Annotated in this window: 3 tRNA genes and 3 rRNA genes; all 6 read left to right on the top strand. The window is 53.2% G+C overall.

The features are described 5' to 3' along the window. The first annotated feature begins 413 nt into the window (after nucleotides 1-413). The 6 genes from AC2FI8_RS24355 to AC2FI8_RS24330 all read left to right on the top strand — a co-directional run bounded on the left by AC2FI8_RS24355 (nucleotide 414) and on the right by AC2FI8_RS24330 (nucleotide 5,983). Nucleotides 414-1,873 (top strand): 16S ribosomal RNA (locus tag AC2FI8_RS24355). A gap of 138 nt (nucleotides 1,874-2,011) precedes the next feature. Further along, nucleotides 2,012-2,088 (top strand) — tRNA-Ile (locus AC2FI8_RS24350). A gap of 77 nt (nucleotides 2,089-2,165) precedes the next feature. Next, nucleotides 2,166-2,241: transfer RNA gene (locus AC2FI8_RS24345), tRNA-Ala, on the top strand. A gap of 488 nt (nucleotides 2,242-2,729) precedes the next feature. Further along, a 23S ribosomal RNA gene (locus AC2FI8_RS24340) occupies nucleotides 2,730-5,559 on the top strand. Between the two features lie 181 nt (nucleotides 5,560-5,740). Further along, a 5S ribosomal RNA gene (gene rrf, locus AC2FI8_RS24335) occupies nucleotides 5,741-5,855 on the top strand. The 16S, 23S and 5S rRNA genes sit together here with 3 tRNA genes alongside, the layout of an rRNA operon. A gap of 51 nt (nucleotides 5,856-5,906) precedes the next feature. Then, nucleotides 5,907-5,983: transfer RNA gene (locus AC2FI8_RS24330), tRNA-Met, on the top strand.

Raw genomic sequence — 5,983 nt, 5'->3', positions numbered from 1 at the left:
CCCCTTCACCGGCGCTGCTGAGGCGGTGCTGACGGGTCGGAGAGACGGCCGGACGGGTTGGAGAGACAGCCGGACGCATCGGAGAGACGGTGGGCATCTTAGGGAATGATTTAGGCGGGCGCGCTGATGTTATTGGCGCAACGGTCTGATTTTTGGCTCTGGGTGTTATGTTCTTTGACATTGATGGATAACTGAAGAGATATGTGGGCGGTTTGGTTCGTTTCGACGGATTGAATGTCTGTATATCGCGCTGGTAGGGCTTCGGCTCGATGATCCAGTGTCAGCTTCACTGTTTGAGTGGTTCACTGATTTCTTAGGAAGTCTGTGTACATCAAACAGAAGACTTCATCAGGATTAGCCTCCTGATGAGATGTGCAGAGGTTCGAACGTCAAGGATAAGCAGCAATGCTTTTCAACTTGAGAGTTTGATCCTGGCTCAGAACGAACGCTGGCGGCAGGCTTAACACATGCAAGTCGAGCGCACCTTCGGGTGAGCGGCGGACGGGTTAGTAACGCGTGGGAACATACCCTTTGGTACGGAATAGCCTCTGGAAACGGAGAGTAATACCGTATGAGCCCTTCGGGGGAAAGATTTATCGCCAAAGGATTGGCCCGCGTTAGATTAGGTAGTTGGTGGGGTAATGGCCTACCAAGCCTACGATCTATAGCTGGTTTTAGAGGATGATCAGCAACACTGGGACTGAGACACGGCCCAGACTCCTACGGGAGGCAGCAGTGGGGAATCTTGGACAATGGGGGCAACCCTGATCCAGCCATGCCGCGTGAGTGATGAAGGCCTTAGGGTCGTAAAGCTCTTTCGCCTGTGAAGATAATGACGGTAGCAGGTAAAGAAACCCCGGCTAACTCCGTGCCAGCAGCCGCGGTAATACGGAGGGGGTTAGCGTTGTTCGGAATTACTGGGCGTAAAGCGCACGTAGGCGGACTGGAAAGTTGGGGGTGAAATCCCAGGGCTCAACCCTGGAACTGCCTCCAAAACTATCAGTCTAGAGTTCGAGAGAGGTGAGTGGAATTCCGAGTGTAGAGGTGAAATTCGTAGATATTCGGAGGAACACCAGTGGCGAAGGCGGCTCACTGGCTCGATACTGACGCTGAGGTGCGAAAGTGTGGGGAGCAAACAGGATTAGATACCCTGGTAGTCCACACCGTAAACGATGAATGCCAGTCGTCGGGTAGCATGCTATTCGGTGACACACCTAACGGATTAAGCATTCCGCCTGGGGAGTACGGTCGCAAGATTAAAACTCAAAGGAATTGACGGGGGCCCGCACAAGCGGTGGAGCATGTGGTTTAATTCGAAGCAACGCGCAGAACCTTACCAACCCTTGACATCCTAGGACCGGCCCAGAGATGGGTCTTTCACTTCGGTGACCTAGTGACAGGTGCTGCATGGCTGTCGTCAGCTCGTGTCGTGAGATGTTCGGTTAAGTCCGGCAACGAGCGCAACCCACATCCTTAGTTGCCAGCAGTTCGGCTGGGCACTCTAGGGAAACTGCCCGTGATAAGCGGGAGGAAGGTGTGGATGACGTCAAGTCCTCATGGCCCTTACGGGTTGGGCTACACACGTGCTACAATGGCAGTGACAATGGGTTAATCCCAAAAAACTGTCTCAGTTCGGATTGGGGTCTGCAACTCGACCCCATGAAGTCGGAATCGCTAGTAATCGCGTAACAGCATGACGCGGTGAATACGTTCCCGGGCCTTGTACACACCGCCCGTCACACCATGGGAGTTGGTTCTACCCGACGACGCTGCGCTAACCTTCGGGGGGCAGGCGGCCACGGTAGGATCAGCGACTGGGGTGAAGTCGTAACAAGGTAGCCGTAGGGGAACCTGCGGCTGGATCACCTCCTTTCTAAGGATGTATCTAGTTAGATTTGTTCGCAAATCTCGTGATACACTTAGCAGAAGATCAACAAACAAAGTTGATCAAACTCATGGACCGAGCCGTCCTCATATCTCTTCAGAACACATCAGGCCGACCGGCCTGTCTGGGTCGGTAGCTCAGGTGGTTAGAGCGCACGCCTGATAAGCGTGAGGTCGGAGGTTCAAGTCCTCCTCGACCCACCAACTCACTTTCGGTGAAGCCGAAAAGTGAGAGGCGGCAGTGCATTCATCTTGGATGAATGTCACGAGAGCCACTTTATGGGGCCTTAGCTCAGCTGGGAGAGCGCCTGATTTGCATTCAGGAGGTCAGGAGTTCGATCCTCCTAGGCTCCACCATTTACCTTCGATTTGACCGTTAAGCACCATTTTGGTTCTTCACCGTCCAATCGGACGTCGCTTCTTCGGAAGCTTTGACATCGTTTAGAGAGAAATCAATCAACACTGTTTGATCGTGCCGAGTGTGGCATTGATCTCGGTCGTTCTTATCTTCGGATAAGCGGCGCAGTTTGGGTCTAGCCGGCCCTGTCTGCGTATCCCGATCGAAACGAACAGAGTTGTCCAAGTCTAATATACTAACCCGAGCGACCTGCGTTGATCAGCTGCACGGCTGAGAGACCATATGGGGTTGCTCATTTGTCCTCGTCCAAGTGGCGGGGGCGGGAAATGTATGTTTTTGGTTCAGAAGAACAGATGACCTTTAGTTACCAGCTGGGTCATCGTGATTGATTTGATTACTGGCGCAGCTTCGGTTGTGTGCGGTCAAACGCACTCAAGTAGCCGAATAGGCGGTAGTGCAAATATCAAGTCTTTCTTTTTCTGGATCAAATCAAGCGCGAGAAGGGCGTTTGGTGAATGCCTTGGCAGCAAGAGGCGATGAAAGACGTGATACTCTGCGATAAGCCATGGGGAGCTGAGAATAAGCTTTGATCCATGGATTTCTGAATGGGGCAACCCACTTGAAAGCTCTCTATTGTTATCCTCTGGATGATCAATAGGTGGCTTAATCAAGTATTTATGACCTGAATACATAGGGTTATAAAGGCAAACCCGGGGAACTGAAACATCTAAGTACCCGGAGGAAAGGAAATCAATTGATACTCCCCTAGTAGCGGCGAGCGAACGGGGACCAGCCGAGCCAGATGAGTGAGAAGAACATGTTGGGAAGCATGGCCATAGCGGGTGACAGCCCCGTATTCTAAGCTCTGATGGACGTATTAAGTAGGGCGGAACACGTGAAATTCTGTCTGAAGATCGGAGGACCACCTTCGAAGGCTAAGTACTCCTTGCTGACCGATAGTGAACCAGTACCGTGAGGGAAAGGTGAAAAGCACCCCGACGAGGGGAGTGAAACAGTACCTGAAACCGAACGCCTACAATCAGTCGGAGGCTCCTTGCGAGCTGACGGCGTACCTTTTGTATAATGGGTCATCGACTTGGTCTCACGAGCAAGCTTAAGCCGTTAGGTGTAGGCGTAGCGAAAGCGAGTCTTAATAGGGCGCATGAGTTCGTGGGATCAGACCCGAAACCGAGTGATCTAGGCATGGCCAGGTTGAAGGTAAGGTAACACTTACTGGAGGACCGAACCCACATCCGTTGAAAAGGATCGGGATGAGCTGTGCCTAGGGGTGAAAGGCCAATCAAACTCGGAGATAGCTGGTTCTCTGCGAAATCTATTTAGGTAGAGCGTCATCCGAATACCCCGGGGGGTAGAGCACTGGATGGGTAATGGGGCCCCACAGGCTTACTGATCCTAACCAAACTCCGAATACCCGGGAGTACTAGATGGCAGACACACTGCGGATGCTAACGTCCGTAGTGGAGAGGGAAACAACCCTGACCTACGACTAAGGCCCCCAATTCATGGCTAAGTGGGAAAGCAGGTGGGACGACCAAAACAACCAGGAGGTTGGCTTAGAAGCAGCCATCCTTTAAAGATAGCGTAACAGCTCACTGGTCTAAATAAGTTGTCCTGCGGCGAAGATGTAACGGGGCTCAAGCCATGAGCCGAAGTCTAGGGATGCGTAAGCATCGGTAGCAGAGCGTAGTGTGACATAGTCTCATTCCTCCTTCATGCCTTCGGGCAGATTGGAGGAGAGAGGCTTTCGATGAAGCCGGGGCGTGAGCCATCCGGTGGAGAGATCACTAGTGAGAATGATGACATGAGTAGCGACAAAGAGTGTGAGAGACACTCTCGCCGAAAGTCCAAGGGTTCCTGCTTAAAGCTAATCTGAGCAGGGTAAGCCGGCCCCTAAGCCGAGGCCGAAAGGCGTAGGCGATGGGAACTAGGTTAATATTCCTAGGCCGTGGAGTGGTGACGGATCTCAGGTGTAGTTCATCCTTATCGGATTGAATGGGCTGCTGAGAGGTTCCTGGAAATAGCCCTCCTATAAGACCGTACCCTAAACCGACACAGGTGGACTGGTAGAGCATACCAAGGCGCTTGAGAGAACGATGTTGAAGGAACTCGGCAAAATACCTCCGTAAGTTCGCGAGAAGGAGGCCCGGTTCCTAGGCAACTAGGGGCTGGGGGCACAAACCAGGGGGTGGCGACTGTTTATTAAAAACACAGGGCTCTGCGAAGTCGCAAGACGACGTATAGGGTCTGACGCCTGCCCGGTGCCTGAAGGTTAAAAGGAGAGGTGAGAGCCTTGAATTGAAGCCCAGGTAAACGGCGGCCGTAACTATAACGGTCCTAAGGTAGCGAAATTCCTTGTCGGGTAAGTTCCGACCTGCACGAATGGCGTAACGACTTCCCCGCTGTCTCCAACATCGACTCAGCGAAATTGAATTGCCTGTCAAGATGCAGGCTTCCCGCGGTTAGACGGAAAGACCCCGTGCACCTTTACTACAGCTTCGCACTGGCATCAGGATTGTGATGTGCAGGATAGGTGGTAGGCTTTGAAGCAGGAACGCAAGTCCCTGTGGAGCCTCCCTTGAGATACCACCCTTCGCACTCTTGATGTCTAACCGCGGTCCGTTATCCGGATCCGGGACCCTGCGTGGCGGGTAGTTTGACTGGGGCGGTCGCCTCCTAAAGCGTAACGGAGGCGCGCGAAGGTTGGCTCAGAGCGGTCGGAAATCGCTCGTTGAGTGCAATGGCAGAAGCCAGCCTGACTGCGAGACTGACAAGTCGAGCAGAGTCGAAAGACGGCCATAGTGATCCGGTGGTCCCGAGTGGAAGGGCCATCGCTCAACGGATAAAAGGTACGCCGGGGATAACAGGCTGATACTGCCCAAGAGTCCATATCGACGGCAGTGTTTGGCACCTCGATGTCGGCTCATCTCATCCTGGGGCTGGAGCAGGTCCCAAGGGTACGGCTGTTCGCCGTTTAAAGAGGTACGTGAGCTGGGTTTAGAACGTCGTGAGACAGTTCGGTCCCTATCTGCCGTGGGTGTAGGAGACTTGAGAGGAGTTGCCCCTAGTACGAGAGGACCGGGGTGAACGATCCACTGGTGGACCAGTTGTCGTGCCAACGGCAGTGCTGGGTAGCTATGATCGGACAGGATAACCGCTGAAGGCATCTAAGCGGGAAGCCCCCCTCAAAACAAGGTCTCCCTGAGGGCCGTGGAAGACCACCACGTCAATAGGCCGGAGATGTAAGCGCAGTAATGCGTTCAGTTGACCGGTACTAATCGCCCGATAGGCTTGATTTGATCCAGTAATGGAAAGACAAATCAAAAACATACACCTCAGTAAACATGGATAACTTCGCAGCAAAACGCTGCGGTGTTGATTGACATAACTACCGAGTGGCAGCGCGCATTTGCATGCAAATACGCTGCCTGCCACCCGTCGCTTTTGCTCCGCAAAAGCCGACGTGGGGATTTTCCTCGGTTTGGTGGTCATAGCGCAAGTGAAACACCCGGTCCCATCCCGAACCCGGAAGTTAAGCACTGCCGCGCCAATGGTACTTGGGCTTAAGCCCCGGGAGAGTAGGTCACCGCCAAACCTAGAAAAATCCCAAAATCTCTCTAACGATATCGCACTTATTCGACCCTGTCGCGGGATGGAGCAGCCCGGTAGCTCGTCAGGCTCATAACCTGAAGGTCGTAGGTTCAAATCCTACTCCCGCAACCA

It is taken from the genome of Ruegeria sp. CDSB029, from assembly GCF_059611125.1.
The sequence above is the reverse complement of the archived record's forward strand: the minus strand, read 5'-3'. Positions and strand labels throughout refer to the sequence as shown.